General features: G+C 73.5%; 11 protein-coding genes. 7 read left to right on the top strand and 4 right to left on the bottom strand.

Translation table 11 applies throughout. The features are described from left to right. Positions 1-3: 3 nt before the first annotated feature. The 3 genes from IE182_RS22240 to IE182_RS22250 are packed head-to-tail and all read right to left on the bottom strand — an operon-like array spanning position 4 to position 4,729. Complete coding sequence (locus IE182_RS22240; RefSeq protein ID WP_190111648.1) at positions 4-939, bottom strand: hydroxymethylglutaryl-CoA lyase; 936 nt, start codon at positions 937-939, stop codon at positions 4-6. After that, positions 939-3,089 (bottom strand): acetyl/propionyl/methylcrotonyl-CoA carboxylase subunit alpha, encoded by a 2,151-nt coding sequence (locus IE182_RS22245; RefSeq protein ID WP_190111649.1) that lies wholly within the window; start codon positions 3,087-3,089, stop codon positions 939-941. Before IE182_RS22245 ends, IE182_RS22240 begins: the two co-directional genes overlap by 1 nt. A gap of 8 nt (positions 3,090-3,097) precedes the next feature. Next, entirely contained in the window at positions 3,098-4,729 is a 1,632-nt protein-coding gene (locus IE182_RS22250; RefSeq protein WP_190111650.1) for a carboxyl transferase domain-containing protein, read from the bottom strand. Positions 4,730-4,817: 88 nt separating this feature from the next. Between IE182_RS22250 and IE182_RS22255 the strand changes: the two genes are divergently transcribed. The 4 genes from IE182_RS22255 (at position 4,818) to IE182_RS22270 (ending at position 8,001) form a co-directional block, all read left to right on the top strand. Further along, positions 4,818-5,438: an SACE_7040 family transcriptional regulator gene (locus tag IE182_RS22255; RefSeq protein WP_229845016.1), complete on the top strand. Its 621-nt coding sequence runs from the start codon at positions 4,818-4,820 to the stop codon at positions 5,436-5,438. Between the two features lie 108 nt (positions 5,439-5,546). Then, a complete protein-coding gene (locus IE182_RS22260; RefSeq protein ID WP_190111651.1) occupies positions 5,547-6,704 on the top strand; it encodes an acyl-CoA dehydrogenase family protein in 1,158 nt (385 codons plus the stop codon). A gap of 64 nt (positions 6,705-6,768) precedes the next feature. Then, positions 6,769-7,656: an acyl-CoA thioesterase gene (locus IE182_RS22265; RefSeq protein WP_190111652.1), complete on the top strand. Its 888-nt coding sequence runs from the start codon at positions 6,769-6,771 to the stop codon at positions 7,654-7,656. Between the two features lie 90 nt (positions 7,657-7,746). Beyond that, entirely contained in the window at positions 7,747-8,001 is a 255-nt protein-coding gene (locus tag IE182_RS22270; RefSeq protein WP_190111653.1) for a hypothetical protein, read from the top strand. Here IE182_RS22270 and IE182_RS22275 read toward each other — a convergent pair. Continuing rightward, positions 7,998-8,783: a phosphatase gene (locus tag IE182_RS22275; protein WP_190111654.1), complete on the bottom strand. Its 786-nt coding sequence runs from the start codon at positions 8,781-8,783 to the stop codon at positions 7,998-8,000. The genes IE182_RS22270 and IE182_RS22275 overlap by 4 nt on opposite strands. A gap of 186 nt (positions 8,784-8,969) precedes the next feature. On the opposite strand from IE182_RS22275, the gene speB reads away from it, so the two are divergent. From speB to IE182_RS22290, 3 genes are all read left to right on the top strand, one after another. Next, a complete protein-coding gene (speB, locus tag IE182_RS22280) occupies positions 8,970-9,941 on the top strand; it encodes an agmatinase (protein WP_190111655.1) in 972 nt (323 codons plus the stop codon). 239 nt (positions 9,942-10,180) lie between these two features. Further along, a complete protein-coding gene (gene kdpB / locus IE182_RS22285; protein WP_190111656.1) occupies positions 10,181-12,337 on the top strand; it encodes a potassium-transporting ATPase subunit KdpB in 2,157 nt (718 codons plus the stop codon). Between the two features lie 104 nt (positions 12,338-12,441). Further along, positions 12,442-16,185, top strand: coding sequence for an ABC transporter ATP-binding protein (locus IE182_RS22290; protein ID WP_190111657.1), 3,744 nt, complete (start codon positions 12,442-12,444; stop codon positions 16,183-16,185). Positions 16,186-16,270: the final 85 nt, after the last annotated feature.

A 16,270-nucleotide genomic window follows, 5' to 3' on the forward strand; every position in this document is an offset into this window, starting at 1 on the left:
GGTTCAGGACTCCTGGTGGGAGAGGGCACGCACGGTGCGGGACGGGCTGGGTCGGCCCAACTGGCCGGCCATCCACACGCTGGTGGCGGTGAGACGGCCGAGATCGACCCCGGTGGCGATGCCGAGGCCGTCGAGCATCCACACGAGGTCCTCGGTGGCGAGGTTGCCGGTGGCGCTCCTGGCGTAGGGGCAGCCGCCGAGGCCGCCCGCGGAGGCGTCGACGGTGCTCACGCCGTGCCGGAGTGCGGCGAGGGTGTTGGCGAGGGCCTGCCCGTAGGTGTCGTGGAAGTGCACCGCGAGCCGGTCGGCGGGCACGCCCGCCTCGCCGAGCGCGGTCAGCAGCGCCGCGACGTGGCCGGGCGTGGCGACGCCGATGGTGTCGCCGAGGCTGAGCTCGTCGCAGCCCAGGGCGAGGAGGCGGCGGCTGACGCGGACGGTGCTCTCGATGGGGACGGGGCCCTCCCAGGGGTCCCCGAAGCACATGGAGAGGTAGCCGCGCACCCGGACGCCGGCCTCGCGGGCCATCGCCACGACGGGGGCGAACATCTCCAGGGACTCGTCGACGGTGCGGTTGAGGTTGGCCTTGGCGAACGACTCCGTGACGCTGCCGAAGACGGCGATCTCGCGGGCGCCGAGGGCGAGGGCGCGCTCCAGGCCGCGCCGGTTGGGCACCAGCACGGGCAGCCGTGCCGCGACCCCGTCTAGCATCGGCATCAGCTGCTCGGCGTCGGCCAGCTGCGGCACCCATCGCGGGTGCACGAAGCTCGTCGCCTCGACGGTGCTCAGGCCGGCGTCGGCGAGGCGGCGGACGAACTCCGCCTTGACCTCCGTCGGGACGATCGCCTTCTCGTTCTGCAGGCCGTCGCGGGGGCCCACCTCGTGGATGCGGACGCGGGCGGGCAGGGCCGGGTCGGGCACGGTCATGGGCAGGCCGTTCATCACGCCTCCTCCCTCGGGGCCACCACCGCGAGGACCTGGTCCATGGCGACCGTGCTGCCGGCGGTCACGTCGAGCTCGGTGACGGTGCCGGCGTGCGGGGCGGCTATGACGTGCTCCATCTTCATCGCCTCCACGACGAGGAGGCTCTGCCCGGCCTCGACCTCGTCACCGACGGCCGCCTTGACGACGGTGACGGTGCCGGGCATGGGGGCGGTGAGGGTGCCGGCGTGGGCGCCGGCGCCGCTGCCGCCCAGGGCGGCCTCCACGGGGTCGTGGGGCACGAGGTGCCAGGCGTCGCCGCCGTGGGTCAGCCAGACGCCCCCACCGGGGGCGTGGGCGACGGTGAGGGTGCGGGTCGTGCCGTCGAGCTGGAACGTGAGCTGTTCCCCGGCCCCTCCCCCAGCTACCGCTGGGAGGTGCCCCCACCCACCCGGCTGCACCGATGTGCGGCTCCGCTGCGTGGGGGGCAGGCCCCCGGACCCCTGGGAGGGCAGCAGCTTCGCACTGCCGGGCGTGGCGGGTGCGGCCCCGTCCGCGGGCGTCAGCAGGAACTGCGCCTCGGAGACGTCACCGCGCACGCGGACCGTCACCGGGGCGTGGCCCGGGACGCGGAAGTGGTGGGATGTCCAGGCGGGCTCGCCGCCGAGCCGCCAGCCGCTCGGGACGGAGAACGGGTCCACCCACGCGGCGGGCCGCGGCTCTTCCCCGCCGGGGGCGGGGGCGAGCCCCTGCTGGCGCAGCAACCCACCCGCCACGTACACCTCCTCCGGCACCTCCGCCGGAACGAGCGTCGCCGCGTCCCGGTCGACCAGGCCCGTGTCGAGCTCCCCGGCCGCCACCGCCGGATGGCCCAGCAGCCGCCGCAGGAAGCCCACGTTCGTGTCCACGCCCAGTACGGCCGTCCCGGCCAGGGCCGCCCGCAGCCGGCGCAGGGCCGTGGCGCGGTCCGGGCCGTGGGCGATCACCTTGGCGAGCATCGGGTCGTAGGCCGTGCCGACCTCGGCGCCCTCCGTGAGGCCGGAGTCCACCCGGACCCCCTCGCCGGCCGGCTCGCGGAGGGCCAGGACCGTGCCCGCCGACGGCAGGAAGTCGACCCGGTCGCCGGAGACCCGGGCGGTCTCGGCACAGATGCGGGCCTCCACGGCGTGGCCGGTCAGGGTGACGTCCTCCTGGGCGAGGCCCAGCCGCTCCCCGGCCGCGACGCGCACCTGCCACTCCACCAGGTCCAGCCCGGTGATCAGCTCCGTCACCGGGTGCTCGACCTGGAGGCGGGTGTTCATCTCCATGAAGTAGTACGACGCGGGGTCGTTGCCCGGCACGATGAACTCCACCGTGCCCGCCCCGGTGTAGCCGCAGGAGCGGGCCGCCTGGACCGCCGCCGCGCCCATCGCCGCGCGGGTGGCCTCGTCGAGCAGGACGCTGGGCGCCTCCTCGATGATCTTCTGGTGGCGGCGCTGCAGGGAGCACTCGCGCTCGCCCAGGTGGATCACGTTGCCGTGGCCGTCCGCCAGCACCTGGATCTCGATGTGGCGGGGGCGGTCGACCCACCGCTCGACCAGCAGGGTGTCGTCGCCGAAGGAACCGCGCGCCTCGCGCCGCGCGGCGGCGATCTCCTCGCCGAGCAGCGAGGCGTCCCGGACCAGCCGCATGCCCTTGCCGCCGCCGCCCGCCGAGGGCTTGAGCAGCACCGGCATCCCGATCTCGCGGGCGGCCGCGGCGAGCTCGTCGTCGCTCAGGCCGCTCCCGGACGAGCCGGGCACGACCGGCACGCCGGCCGCGCGGACCGTCTCCTTGGCGCGGATCTTGTCGCCCATCAGCTCGATCGCCCCGGCCGGCGGGCCGATGAAGACGAGCCCGGCGTCGGCGCAGGCGCGGGCGAAGGCGGCGTTCTCGGCGAGGAAGCCGTAGCCGGGGTGGACGGCCTGGGCGCCGGTGCGGGCGGCGGCCGCCAGCAGGCGCTCGACGGACAGGTAGCTCTCGGCGGCGGCCGCGGGGCCGATGCGGACGGCGGTGTCCGCCTCGCGGACGTGCAGGGCATTCGCGTCGGCGTCGCTGAAGACGGCGACCGAACGGATCCCGAGGGCGCGCAGCGTACGGATGACGCGTACGGCGATCTCGCCCCGGTTGGCGACAAGGACAGTGTCGAACATGCTCCGCCTCACATCCGGAAGACGCCGTAGCCGGGCGCCGCGCTGTCCTTCTGGGGCAGCGGGGCGTTGGCACAGGCGGTCAGGGCCAGACCCAGCACCTGCCGGGTCTCCAGCGGGTCGATGACGCCGTCGTCCCACAGCCGGGCGGTCGCGTAATAAGCGTTGCCCTGGGTCTCGTACTGCTCGCGGATCGGGGCGCGGAAGGCGTCCTCGTCCTCCTGGCTCCACTGCTCGCCGTGGGCTTCGAGCTGGTCGCGCTTGACGGTCGCGAGGACGGAGGCGGCCTGCTCGCCGCCCATCACCGAGATCTTCGCGTTGGGCCACATCCACAGGAAGCGCGGCGAATACGCGCGGCCGCACATGGAGTAGTTGCCCGCGCCGTAGGAGCCGCCGATGACGACCGTGAGCTTGGGGACCCTGGTGCAGGCCACGGCCGTGACCATCTTCGCGCCGTGCTTGGCGATGCCGCCGGCCTCGTACTGCCGGCCGACCATGAAGCCGGAGATGTTCTGCAGGAAGAGCAGGGGTATGCCGCGCTGGTCGCACAGCTCGATGAAGTGGGCGCCCTTCTGGGCGGATTCGGAGAAGAGGATGCCGTTGTTGGCGACGATGCCCACGGGGTGGCCGTGGATGCGGGCGAAGCCCGTCACCAGCGTCTGCCCGAACTCGGCCTTGAACTCGGCGAAGCGGGAGCCGTCGACGATCCGGGCGATGACCTCGCGCACGTCGTAGGGGGTCCGGGAGTCCACCGGCACTGCGCCGTAGAGCCCCGAGGGATCGGCCTTCGGCTCCTCCACCGGCTCCACGGACCACGGCAGCGGGCCGCGCTGCGGCAGCGTGGAGACGATGGTCCGCACGATCCGCAGGGCGTGGGCGTCGTCCTCGGCGAGGTGGTCGGTGACGCCCGACACCTTCGAGTGAACCTCGCCGCCGCCCAGCTCCTCGGCCGTGACGACCTCGCCCGTCGCGGCCTTCACCAGCGGCGGCCCGCCCAGGAAGATCGTGCCCTGCCCGCGCACGATCACGGCCTCGTCGCTCATCGCGGGGACGTAGGCGCCGCCCGCCGTGCACGACCCGAGGACGGCGGCGATCTGCGGGATGCCGGCGCCGGACATGCGGGCCTGGTTGTAGAAGATCCGGCCGAAGTGCTCCCGGTCGGGGAAGACCTCGTCCTGCAGGGGCAGGAACGCGCCCCCGGAGTCGACGAGGTACAGGCACGGGAGCCGGTTCTCCAGGGCGATCTCCTGGGCGCGCAGGTGCTTCTTGACGGTCATCGGGTAGTACGTGCCGCCCTTGACCGTGGCGTCGTTGGCGACGATCACCGTCTCGCGGCCGGAGACCCGGCCGATGCCGGCGATCACTCCCGCGGCCGGGGCCGCCCCGCCGTACATCCCGTCGGCGGCCAGCGGCGCGATCTCCAGGAACGGCGAGCCGGGGTCCAGCAGGGCGTCCACCCGGTCCCTGGGCAGCAGCTTCCCGCGTGCGGTGTGCCGCGCCCGGGCCTTCTCGCCCCCGCCCATGCGTGCCGCGGCGAGCTTCCCGCGCAGCTGCGCGGTGAGCTCCTCGTGTGCCGCCTCGTTGGCCCGCCAGGCGTCGGAGGCCGGATCCGCGGCGCTCCCCAGCACCGGTGCCTGCTGCATGTCCACGAGCTCCCTTGCTCGGTTAATGAGCGTTAACACTCTTCCTTCAGGTTAACGACCACTAACGCCGCTGTCTAGAATTGTTTTCGTGAAAGAAGCAGTGACCCGGACCGAGGCGGCTCCCCCCGCCCCCACCCGACGCGAGCAGATCCTGCGGGAGGCCGCCCGGCTCTTCGCCGAGCGCGGTTTCCACGGTGTCGGCGTGGACGAGATAGGGGCCGCGGTGGGCATCAGCGGGCCCGGGCTCTACCGCCACTTCGCGGGCAAGGACGCGATGCTCGCCGAGCTCCTGGTGGGCATCAGCGGCCGGCTGTTCGCCGGCGGCCGCAAGCGGGTCGCCGAGGCGTCCGGGGCGGGCGCCGGCCCGGCCGAGGTCCTCGACTCGCTCATCGGCGGGCACATCGACTTCGCCCTCGACGACCGCGCGCTCATCACCCTCCACGACCGCGAGCTCGACCAGCTCCGCGACAGCGACCGCAAGCTCGTGCGCTCCCTGCAGCGCCAGTACGTGGAGCTGTGGGTCGAGGTCGTCCGCGCCCTGCACCCGGGCGCCACCGAGGCCGAGGTGCGCACCGCCGTCCACGCCGTCTTCGGGCTGCTCAACTCCACCCCCCACCTCGGCCGGGCCGGCGTCGTCTCCGGGCGGGCCGCCACCGCCGCGCTGCTGCACCGTCTCGCCCTGGGGGCGCTCGGCGCGCTGTCCGGCTGACGGCGGCCCGGCCGGCGTCAGCGGTTTCGCGCCAACGGGATCTGGACAGCCTCGGTGACCGGCCGGTAGCTTCGCTGAGCAAGCGCTTACACAGTCGGAGGGAGCGTCATGCGCCGTACCGTCTTCACCGAGGACCACGAGGCGTTCCGCGAGACCGTCCGCGACTTCATCGCCGCCGAGGTGGTGCCCTTCCACGAGGAGTGGCGCGAGGCGGGCGCGGTCCCGCGCGAGTTCTACAAGAAGCTCGGCGCACTCGGCGTCTTCGGCATCGAGGTCCCCGAGGAGTACGGCGGCGCCGGCCGGCGCACGTTCAAGTACCAGGCCGTCCTGACCGAGGAGTGCGCCCGCGCCGGCGTCAGCTTCGGCAGCGCCGGCGTCCACACCGCACTGTGCCTGCCCTACCTCCTCGCCTACGCGACCGAGGAGCAGAAGCGGCGCTGGCTGCCGCCGTTCGTCTCCGGCGACATGATGACCGCCATCGCCATGACCGAGCCCGGCACCGGCTCCGACCTGGCCGGCATGAGGACCACCGCCAGGCTCTCCGGGGACGGCACGCACTACGTCCTCAACGGCGCCAAGACCTTCATCACCGGCGGCGTCCAGGCGGACCGCGTGCTCGTCTGCGCCCGCACGGCCCCCGCCACCCCCGAGGACCGGCGCGGCGGCCTGTCGATCCTCGTCGTCGACGCCGCCTCCGAGGGCTACGCGGTCGGCCGCAAGCTGGAGAAGCTCGGCCTGAAGACCTCCGACACCGCCGAGCTCTCCTTCACCGACGTCAAGGTCCCCGTCGGGGACCTCCTGGGCGAGGAGGGCAAGGCGTTCGGCTACCTCACGCACAACCTCCCGCAGGAGCGCCTGGGCATCGCCGTCAGCGCGTACGCCCAGTCGGCCGCCGCCGTGCGGTTCGCCACGCAGTACGTGCAGGACCGCACGGTCTTCGGCCAGAGCGTGGCCTCGTTCCAGAACACCAAGTTCGTCCTGGCCGACTGCCGGGCGGACGTCGACGCCATGGAAGCCGTCGTGGACCGCGCCCTGGAGGCGCACGACGCGGGCGAGCTGTCCGCGGCCGACGCCGCCTCCGCGAAGCTGTTCACCACCGAGCGCGCGGCCGTCGTCATCGACAAGTGCCTGCAACTGCACGGCGGCTACGGCTACATGATGGAGTACCCCATCGCCCGCCTGTACGCGGACACCCGCGTCACCCGCATCTACGGCGGTACGAGCGAGGTCATGCGCTCGATCATCGCCAAGTCCATGGGCCTGTAGGGCGCCCCGCCGCATCAGGACCCCCCCACCACCGAACCCCCGCCTGTCAAAGGACCACCGGCCGATGAGCGAGCCCCTCACCCCCCTGGACGACCTGCTGGGCCTGCTCGACCTGGAGCAGATCGAGCAGGACATCTTCCGCGGCACCACCGCCGGCCAGGTCCTCGTACCGCGCGTCTTCGGCGGGCAGGTCGCCGCCCAGGCGCTGGTCGCCGCGGGCCGCACCGTCCCCGCCGACCGCCCCGCCCACTCCCTGCACTCCTACTTCCTGCGCCCCGGCGACCCCGACGTGCCGATCGTGTACACCGTCGACCGCATCCGCGACGGCCGCTCGTTCACCACCCGGCGCGTGGTCGCCGTCCAGCACGGCCAGCCGATCTTCCACCTCTCCGCGTCCTTCCAGACGCAGGAGGAGGGACTGGAGCACCAGGAGCCGATGCCGCCCGCGCCGGACCCGCTCACCCTGCCCACCCCCGCCGAACTGCTCTCCCGCCACGCCGGCCGGCTGGGCGGGCAGGAGGTCGTGGACCGCATCCTGGAGGCCCGCGGGGCCGTCGACCTGCGCTACGCCGACGCACCGCCGTTCGCCAGCGTGGGCGAGCCGCGCGAGCCCACGTCGCAGGTGTGGTTCCGGACGAACGGCAAGCTGGCGGACGACCCGCTGCTGCACATCTGCCTGGCCACCTACGTCTCCGACATGACGCTCCTGGACTCCGTCCTGCTGGCCCACGGGCGCGGCGGCTGGGCCGTCGGCGACGTCGTCGGCGCGAGCCTGGACCACGCCATGTGGTTCCACCGGCCCTTCCGCGCCGACGAATGGCTGCTGTACGACCAGGAGAGCCCCACCGCGCAGGGCGGCCGGGGGCTCGCCAGGGGACGGATCTTCACCGCGGACGGACGGCTGGCGGTCTCGGTGATCCAGGAAGGCGTCGTCCGCGTTCCCCGCGGCTGAGGCGCCGTCTTGGTCGGGTGACGCGACCGAGCCGCCGCCTTACCCTGGTGACCGGCCGTCAGGGGGACGGCCCTCAGGGAGGGGACGACGATGACGCGCGCCGCAGCCACGATGCCGATGGTGATGAGGGTCCTGCTGATCACCGCAGGGGTGGCCGTGCTGGCCCTGGGCATCGTGCTGTTCTTCTTCTGGCACGCCGACGTCGTCGAACTCACCGGCTCCGCCAGGGTCGTGTCGGGCCTCGGCCTGCGGGCGGCCGAAGCCGCCGTGCTCTACGGCGGCTCCTGGCTGGTCGTCCGGGGATGGAACGGCGGCCCCCGGAGCACGGCCCAGTCCGTGTCCTAGCCCGCCAGCCCTGCCGCACCCAGCAGGTACGCCGTCATCGGCTCGTAGAAGCGCGGGTCGAGGACGTGGTCGTCCAGCGGCACCGCCACCTGCAGGGTGCCCTCCGCCTCGGCGAGGAAGAGCGCCGGGTCGTTGCAGTCCGCGTAGCCCACCGTGTCGATGCCGCGCTGGGCCGCGCATCCCGCCCAGCCGTGGTCGGCCACCACCAGGTCCGGCAGCAGCCGGCCCTCGCGCAGCAGACCGTCGAGGATCGCGGCCATCGGGGCCGGGGAGTGCGTGTGCCACAGCGTCGCCCCGCGCTCGTACACCGCCACGTCCGCCACCTGGTACACCGAGCCGTCGTCCGCCCGCAGCCCGCTGGGGATCGAGACGACCTCGCACCCCGCCGCCCGCAGCGCGGCCGCCGTCGTGCGGTGGACGTCCAGCAGCCCGCCCGGGTGCCCGGTCGCGAACAGCACCCGCTGCCGGCCCTCCGCCGCCTTGCGCAGGAACGCCGCCATCCGCTCCAGCGCGGCCACGGTCAGCTCCGGGTCGATCGAGTCCTGGCCCATCCGGTGGTCCAGGTCGTCGCTCACGCCACAGCGCTCCGCCATCACGGCGAGCACGTCCTGCTCGTCCCGCCAGCGGTCACCGAGCTCCAGGCCGAACCAGTAGTGCCGGTCGCCCTGCGCGAGCCTGCGGTAGTGGTCGAGGTTGTTCTCGCGGGGCGTGGCGACGAGGCCCGCGATGCGCGTACGGACGAGGTGATCGATCAGTTCGGTACGGCTGGGTGGTATCGGCATGGGCTCATTCTCCCCCGGAGTGCGCGATGGACGCCGTGTCCATATGGCGAAGCCGGACCCTTCAGTTCCGTACATGTGCGGAATCCGCCTCCCTGCCTACCCTCGGGTACGTCCATCGCCGCTGCTCCGACGTTGACGCGACCGTGACCCGTCGGCGCCCCGTCCGTGATCCGAGAGGCCCCCAGCATGAGCACCCCCGCCCCCCGTGAACCGCGTGGCCCCGTCGACTCCTCCCGCATTCCGCGCTACGCGGGCCCGGCGACCTTCGCCCGCCTGCCGCGCCTCGACGAGGTCGGCACCGCCGACGTCGCCGTCGTGGGCGTGCCCTTCGACACCGGCGTCTCCTACCGCCCCGGCGCCCGCTTCGGCGGCAACGCCATCCGCGAGGCGTCGCGCCTGCTGCGCCCCTACAACCCGGCCCAGGACGCCTCGCCCTTCGCCCTCGCGCAGGTCGCGGACGCCGGTGACATCGCCGCGAACCCGTTCAACATCGACGAGGCCGTCGAGACCATCGAGGGTGCGGCCGACGACCTGCTGGGCACCGGCGCCCGCATGATGACCCTGGGCGGCGACCACACCATCGCGCTGCCGCTGCTGCGCTCGGTGGCCAAGAAGCACGGCCCCGTCGCCCTGCTGCACTTCGACGCGCACCTGGACACCTGGGACACCTACTTCGGCGCCGAGTACACCCACGGCACGCCGTTCCGCCGCGCCGTGGAGGAGGGCATCCTCGACACCGAGGCGCTGTCCCACGTCGGCACCCGCGGCCCGCTGTACGGCAAGAAGGACCTCACGGACGACGAGAAGATGGGCTTCGGCATCGTCACCTCCGCGGACGTGATGCGCCGCGGCGTCGACGAGATCGCCGACCAGCTGCGCCAGCGCGTGGGCGACCGCCCGCTGTACATCTCCATCGACATCGACGTCCTGGACCCGGCCCACGCGCCCGGCACCGGCACCCCCGAGGCCGGCGGCCTGACCTCCCGCGAGCTGCTGGAGATCATCCGCGGCCTGTCCTCCTGCAACCTGGTCTCCGCGGACCTGGTGGAGGTCGCGCCGGCCTACGACCACGCCGAGATCACCTCGGTGGCGGCGTCGCACGCGGCGTACGAGCTGACGACGATCATGTCCCGGCAGATCGCCGCCGCCCGCGGCTGAGCCCTCCCGGGGCCCGTGGCCCCGGACCTCCGCTCCGCACACGCCGGAGGGGCCGGAACCCCGGCCCCTCCGGCGTTCGCGCACCCCGGGCGGCCACGCCGCGGCGTAAAGGCCACGTAAGGTGCGGCCCCGCCCGCGACAAGGGGGCGTCAGGACGCGACCACGCCGCGTGTCCGGACGGTTTGCTGAGGCGGTCGTTGCGACCGCCGCACCGAGACCGTCGAAGGCCACTTCCGCTGATGCTGCCCCTGGCGCCCGAAGCACCCGAACAGCACCCCGCACCGCAGGCCCCGGCACCGCGCCGGGCCGCCGGACGCCGCCGCCACCGCCGCGTCGGCGGCGGGCTCGTCGAGCCACGACAGCTGATCACCTCGCTCCCGGAGGCGGTCCGCAAGCTGCACCCGCGGGTGATGGTCCGGCACCCCGTGCTGTTCGTCGTCGAGGCCGGCTCCGTGCTCACCACGGTCTCCGCCGTCCTCGCCCCCTCCGTCTTCACCTGGCTCATCAGCGTCTGGCTCTGGCTCACCGTCGTCTTCGCCAACCTCGCCGAGGCCGTTGCCGAGGGGCGCGGCAAGGCCCAGGCCGAGACGCTGCGCCGCACCCGCAGCACCACCGTGGCACGCCGGCTGCGCACCTGGCGGGTGAGCATGGACCGCCGGGACTGGGCCGAGGAACGCGTCCCGGCGGGCGACCTGCGGCCGTACGACTTCGTCGTCGTCGAGGCGGGCGACACCGTGCCCGGCGACGGGGAGGTCGTCGACGGCGTCGCGGCGATCGACGAGTCCGCGATCACCGGGGAGTCCGCGCCCGTCGTGCGGGAGCCGGGCGGCGACCGCTCGGGCGTCACCGGCGGCACGACCGTGCTCTCCGACCGCATCGTCGTCCGCATCACCTCGCGCCCCGGCCACACCTTCCTCGACCGCATGATCAGCCTGGTCGAGGGCACCGACCGGCAGAAGACCCCCAACGAGCTGGCCCTGCACATCCTGCTGGCCTCGCTCACCGTGATCTTCATCCTGGCCGTGGTCTCGCTGCAGCCCATGGCCGGCTGGGCGGGTGCCCCGCAGACCATCACCGTGCTGGTCGCCCTGCTGGTCACGCTCATCCCGACCACCATCGGCGCCCTGCTGTCCGCCATCGGCATCGCCGGCATGGACCGGCTCGTGCAGCGCAACGTCCTCGCCCTGTCCGGCCGGGCCGTGGAGGCCGCCGGCGACGTCAACACGCTCCTGCTGGACAAGACCGGCACCATCACCCTCGGCAACCGGCAGGCCGCCGCCTTCCTGCCCGTCCTGGGCATCCCCGCCGAGCTCCTGGCCGACGCCGCCCAGCTCTCCTCGCTCGCCGACGGGACGCCCGAGGGCCGCTCCATCGTGGAGCTCGCCCGGCAGGAGTTCGGCATCGAACGCTCGGAGGGCGAGCTCGTGCACGGCCGCTTCGTGCCGTTCAGCGCCGGGACGCGCATGAGCGGCGTCGACTTCTCCTTCGAGGGCGAGTTCTGCCGCATCCGCAAGGGCGCGGCGAGCGCGGTGGGCACCTGGGTCACCCGGCGCGGCGGCACCGTCCCCGCCGAGGCCGAGTGGATCGCCGACTCCGTCGCGGCCGGCGGCGGCACCCCCCTGCTCGTCGCCGTCGAGGACGCCGACGGGCCCCGGGTGCTGGGCGCCGTCCACCTCAAGGACGTCGTCAAGCCCGGCATCGCCGAGCGCTTCGCGGAGCTGCGGGCCATGGGCATCAAGACCGTCATGCTCACCGGCGACAACCCCCGCACCGCCAGGTCCATCGCCGCCGAGGCCGGCGTCGACGACTACCTGGCCGAGGCCACGCCCGAGCAGAAGCTGGCCCGCATCAAGGAGGAGCAGGCCGGCGGCAACCTCGTCGCCATGACCGGCGACGGCACCAACGACGCCCCCGCCCTCGCCCAGGCCGACGTCGGCGTCGCCATGAACACCGGCACCTCCGCCGCCAAGGAGGCCGGGAACATGGTCGACCTCGACTCCGACCCCACCAAGCTCATCGAGATCGTCGAGGTGGGCAAGCAGCTGCTCATCACCCGCGGCGCCCTGACCACCTTCTCCATCTGCAACGACGTCGCCAAGTACTTCGCGATCGTGCCCGCCATGTTCGGCGGCGTCGCCGGCTACGAGGGCCTGGAGAAGCTCAACGTCATGGGCCTGCACAGCCCGACCTCGGCCATCGCCTCCGCGATCGTCTTCAACGCGCTCGTCATCGTCGCCCTGATCCCGCTGGCGCTGCGCGGCGTGCGCTACGCCCCCTCCTCCGCCCACGCGCTGCTGCGCCGCAACCTGAGCCTGTACGGGCTCGGGGGCCTCCTCGCGCCCTTCGCCGGCATCAAGCTCATCGACCTGCTCATCCAGTACGTACCGGGCATGTGACCCGTACCCGGCCGGCCGATTTCGTTGCGGTGGGATGAAATCCGCAGACCGGAGCGTTGGGGCCTTCCGTCAGAACAGGGGAGCGGGGCAGCGGGAGGTCTCGGGTGGCGGCGACGGAAACAACCGGTCAGGGGTGGGCCAGGCGGCTCACGTCGTACTGCTGGCGGTACCGCACCGCGGTCCTGCTCGCGCTCGGATCCTCCCTCGCCGGCATGGCCGTCATGGCGCTCGTCCCCCTCATACCCAAGCTGATCATCGACGACGTCATAGGCTCCCACCAGCGTCCCCTCACCCCCTGGGCCACCCTCCTGGTGGCCGCGGCGGTCGCGGTCTACGTCCTGACCTACGTCCGGCGCTACTACGGCGGCCGGCTCGCGCTCGACGTCCAGCACGACCTGCGCACCGAGATGTACGCGGCGCTCGCCCGCCTCGACGGCAAGCGGCAGGACGAGCTGTCCACCGGACAGGTCGTCGGCCGGGCCACCAGCGACCTCCAGCTGATCCAGAGCCTGCTGTTCATGCTGCCGATGATGATCGGCAACATCCTCCTCTTCGTCATCTCGCTCGTCGTGATGGCGGTGCTCTCGCCGCTGCTCACCGTCGTCGCCCTCGCCGTCGCCCCCGCCCTGTGGTTCCTGGCCCGGCGCAGCCGCACCAAGCTCTTCCCCGCCACCTGGTACGCGCAGGGGCAGGCCGCCGCCGTCGCGGGCGTCGTGGACGGCGCCGTCACCGGCGTGCGGGTCGTCAAGGGCTTCGGGCAGGAGGCGCAGGAGGCCGGGAAGCTGCGCGAGGTCGGCCGCCGGCTCTTCGCCGGCCGGATGCGCACGGTCCGGCTGAACGCCCGCTACACCCCCGCCCTGCAGGCCGTGCCCGCGCTCGGGCAGGTCGCCATGCTGGCGCTCGGCGGGTGGATGGCCACCCGCGGGCAGGTCACGCTCGGCACGTTCGTCGCGTTCTCGACCTACCTCGCCCAGCTCGTGGCGCCCGTACGGATGCTGACCATGGTCCTGACGGTCGGGCAGCAGGCCCGGGCCGGCGTCGAGCGCGTCCTGGAGCTCATCGACACCGAACCGGTGGTGCAGGAGCGCGACGGGGCGCACGAGCTGCCCGCGGACGCCCCCGCCACGGTCGAGTTCGACGACGTCACCTTCGGCTACGACCCCGCCCACCCCGTCCTCGACGGCCTCTCGCTGCGTGTCGAGCCCGGCGAGACCGTCGCCGTCGTGGGCGCCTCCGGCAGCGGCAAGTCCACCCTCGCCCTCCTGCTGCCGCGCTTCTACGACGCCACCTCCGGCGCCGTGAAGGTCGGCGGCCACGACGTGCGCGACCTGACGCTGTCCTCGCTGCGGGCGGCCATCGGGCTCGTGCCCGAGGACAGCTTCCTGTTCTCCGACAGCATCCGCGACAACATCGCCTACGGCGTCCCCGGTGCCACGGACGAGCAGGTCCGGGCGGCGGCCCGGGCCGCCCAGGCGGACGGCTTCGTCTCCGCCCTCCCCGACGGCTACGACACCCGCGTCGGCGAGCAGGGCCTGACCCTCTCCGGCGGCCAGCGCCAGCGCATCGCGCTCGCCCGGGCGATCCTCACCGACCCGCGGCTGCTGCTCCTGGACGACGCCACCTCGGCCGTCGACGCCCGCGTGGAGCACGAGATCCACGAGGCCCTGCGCGGCGTCATGGCCGGCCGGACCACCCTGCTCATCGCCCACCGGGCCTCGACCCTCGCCCTGGCCGACCGCATCGCCGTCCTCGACGGAGGCCGGCTCGTCGACATCGGCACCGCCGAGGAGCTGCAGGCCCGCTGCGAGCGCTACCGCCAGCTGCTGACGGACCCCGAGGAGCTCGCCGGAGTCGGCAAGGACCCCGCCGGCGCCGTCCTGACCGACGCCCGCGGGACGGCCGCGCCGGCCGTCCCCACCACCGGCGGCGGCCGCCGTCCCGTCGTCGACGGCGTCACCCCCCACCTGTGGATCCGCAAGGAGACCCCCGACGTCCCCGGGCACGGCGCCCTCGCCGGCATGCCCGCCACGCCCGAGCTGCTCGCCGCGGTGGACGCCCTGCCGCCCGCCACCGACACCCCCGGCATCGACGAGGAGCAGGCCGCACGGCCGGAGGAGTCGTACGGCCTGCGCCACCTGTTGCGCGGCTTCGGGGCGCCGCTGGCCGTCAGCCTGCTCCTCGTGGCCCTCGACGCGGTCGCCGGCCTGCTGCTGCCCGTGCTGATCCGGCACGGCATCGACCAGGGCGTCCAGCGCCTGGCACTGGGCGCCGTGTGGGCCGCGTCCGGCCTCGCCCTGCTCGTCGTGCTGGGGCAGTGGGCCGCGCAGGTCGGCGAGATGCGGATGACCGGGCGGACGGGCGAGCGCGTGCTCTACGCGCTGCGCGTGAAGATCTTCGCCCAGCTGCAGCGGCTCGGCCTCGACTACTACGAGCGCGAGCTCACCGGAAAGATCATGACCCGGATGACGACGGACGTCGACGCCATGTCGACGTTCCTGCAGACCGGCCTGGTCACGGCCGTCGTCTCCGTCTTCACCTTCTTCGGCATACTCGTCGCCCTCCTGGTCCTCGACGTCGAGCTGGCCCTGGTCGTGCTCGCCACGCTGCCCCCGCTGATCGCCGGCACGATCCTCTTCCGCCGCCAGAGCGTCAAGGCGTACGAGCTCGCCCGCGAGCGCGTCGGCATCGTCAACGCCGACCTGCAGGAGAGCGTCGCGGGGCTGCGCATCGTGCAGGCGTTCCGCCGCGAGGCGCCGGGCGCCCGGCGGTTCGCCGAGCGCAGCGCGTCCTACCGGCAGGCGCGGGTGCGCGGGCAGTGGCTGATCTCGGTGTACTTCCCGTTCGTCCAGCTGCTGTCGTCCGTGGCCGCGGCCGCGGTGCTGATCGTGGGTGCGGGCCGGGTGAGCGACGGCACGCTGACGGCCGGCGCGCTGGTGGCGTACCTGCTCTACATCGACCTGTTCTTCGCGCCCGTGCAGCAGCTCTCGCAGATCTTCGACGGCTACCAGCAGGCGACGGTCTCGCTCGGCCGGGTGCAGGACCTGCTGCGCGAACCGACGACGACGCCGGTGGCCCGGGAGCCGCGCGCGGTGAGCGGACTGAGCGGCGAAGTCGTCTTCGACGACGTGTCGTTCCACTACGGCAGCGCCGACGAGGAGGCCGCCCTCTCCGGCATCCGGCTGACGATCCCCGCCGGTCAGACCGTCGCCTTCGTCGGCGAGACCGGTGCGGGCAAGTCGACGCTGGTCAAGCTGGTGGCACGCTTCTACGACCCCACCTCGGGAGCCGTTCTGGTCGACGGCCACGACCTGCGCGGGCTGGACCCGGTCGGCTACCGTCACCGGCTCGGCGTCGTACCGCAGGAGCCGTACCTCTTCCCCGGCACCGTGCGCGACGCCATCGCCTACGGGCGCCCCGACGCGAGCGACGCCGAGGTCGAGGCGGCGGCCCGGGCGGTGGGCGCGCACGAGATGATCGCCACCCTGGACGGCGGCTACCTGCACACGGTCGCCGAGCGGGGCCGCAACCTCTCCGCCGGTCAGCGGCAGTTGATCGCCCTGGCCCGTGCCGAGCTGGTCGGCCCGGACGTGCTGCTGCTGGACGAGGCCACGGCCGCGCTGGACCTGGCGACCGAGGCGCTGGTCAACCAGGCCACGGACCGGCTCGCAGGGCGGCGCACGACGTTGGTGGTGGCGCACCGGCTGACCACGGCCGCCCGCGCGGACCGCGTGGTCGTCCTCGACCGCGGCCGGGTCGTGGAGGACGGTCCGCACGAGCGGCTGCTGGCGCAGGACGGGCGGTACGCGGAGCTGTGGCGGACGTTCAAGGGCGAGGTCGTGCCCGCCTGAGCCCGGCGCCGGACGGCGCTGCCAAGATCACAACCGACTGCCCCTGGCGTGGTGGATGTTGCCCCCGGTAGGTTCGCGGCGACCT

The organism is Streptomyces cinnamoneus (assembly GCF_014650495.1).
Lineage (GTDB): Bacteria > Actinomycetota > Actinomycetes > Streptomycetales > Streptomycetaceae > Streptomyces > Streptomyces cinnamoneus.

Excerpts from the sequence above, each read along its gene's own strand:
- IE182_RS22240 (WP_190111648.1), bottom strand. The coding sequence starts at position 939 with ATGAACGGCCTGCCCATGACCGTGCCCGACCCGGCCCTGCCCGCCCGC.
- IE182_RS22245 (WP_190111649.1), bottom strand. The coding sequence starts at position 3,089 with ATGTTCGACACTGTCCTTGTCGCCAACCGGGGCGAGATCGCCGTACGC.
- IE182_RS22250 (WP_190111650.1), bottom strand. The coding sequence starts at position 4,729 with ATGCAGCAGGCACCGGTGCTGGGGAGCGCCGCGGATCCGGCCTCCGAC.
- IE182_RS22260 (WP_190111651.1), top strand. The coding sequence starts at position 5,547 with ATGCGCCGTACCGTCTTCACCGAGGACCACGAGGCGTTCCGCGAGACC.
- IE182_RS22265 (WP_190111652.1), top strand. The coding sequence starts at position 6,769 with ATGAGCGAGCCCCTCACCCCCCTGGACGACCTGCTGGGCCTGCTCGAC.
- IE182_RS22270 (WP_190111653.1), top strand. The coding sequence starts at position 7,747 with ATGACGCGCGCCGCAGCCACGATGCCGATGGTGATGAGGGTCCTGCTG.
- IE182_RS22275 (WP_190111654.1), bottom strand. The coding sequence starts at position 8,783 with ATGCCGATACCACCCAGCCGTACCGAACTGATCGATCACCTCGTCCGT.
- speB (WP_190111655.1), top strand. The coding sequence starts at position 8,970 with ATGAGCACCCCCGCCCCCCGTGAACCGCGTGGCCCCGTCGACTCCTCC.
- kdpB (WP_190111656.1), top strand. The coding sequence starts at position 10,181 with ATGCTGCCCCTGGCGCCCGAAGCACCCGAACAGCACCCCGCACCGCAG.